Origin of the sequence: Vibrio sp. OPT20, from assembly GCF_963889365.1 — a bacterium.
Lineage (GTDB): Bacteria > Pseudomonadota > Gammaproteobacteria > Enterobacterales > Vibrionaceae > Vibrio > Vibrio splendidus.
Genome location: NZ_CAWPOA010000046.1, coordinates 1 through 209, shown reverse-complemented (window position 1 = coordinate 209; position 209 = coordinate 1). Strand labels below are relative to the sequence as shown.

Below are 209 nucleotides of genomic sequence, written 5' to 3'. Positions count from 1 at the left end.
CGCCCAGTAATTCCGATTAACGCTCGCACCCTCCGTATTACCGCGGCTGCTGGCACGGAGTTAGCCGGTGCTTCTTCTGTTGCTAACGTCAAGAGATAGCGCTATTAACACTACCCCCTTCCTCACAACTGAAAGTACTTTACAACCCGAAGGCCTTCTTCATACACGCGGCATGGCTGCATCAGGCTTTCGCCCATTGTGCAATATTC

General features: G+C 52.2%; 1 rRNA gene. It reads right to left on the bottom strand.

From position 1 onward, the window contains the following. A 16S ribosomal RNA gene (locus AACR09_RS09140) occupies positions 1 to 209 on the bottom strand; the annotation flags it as partial.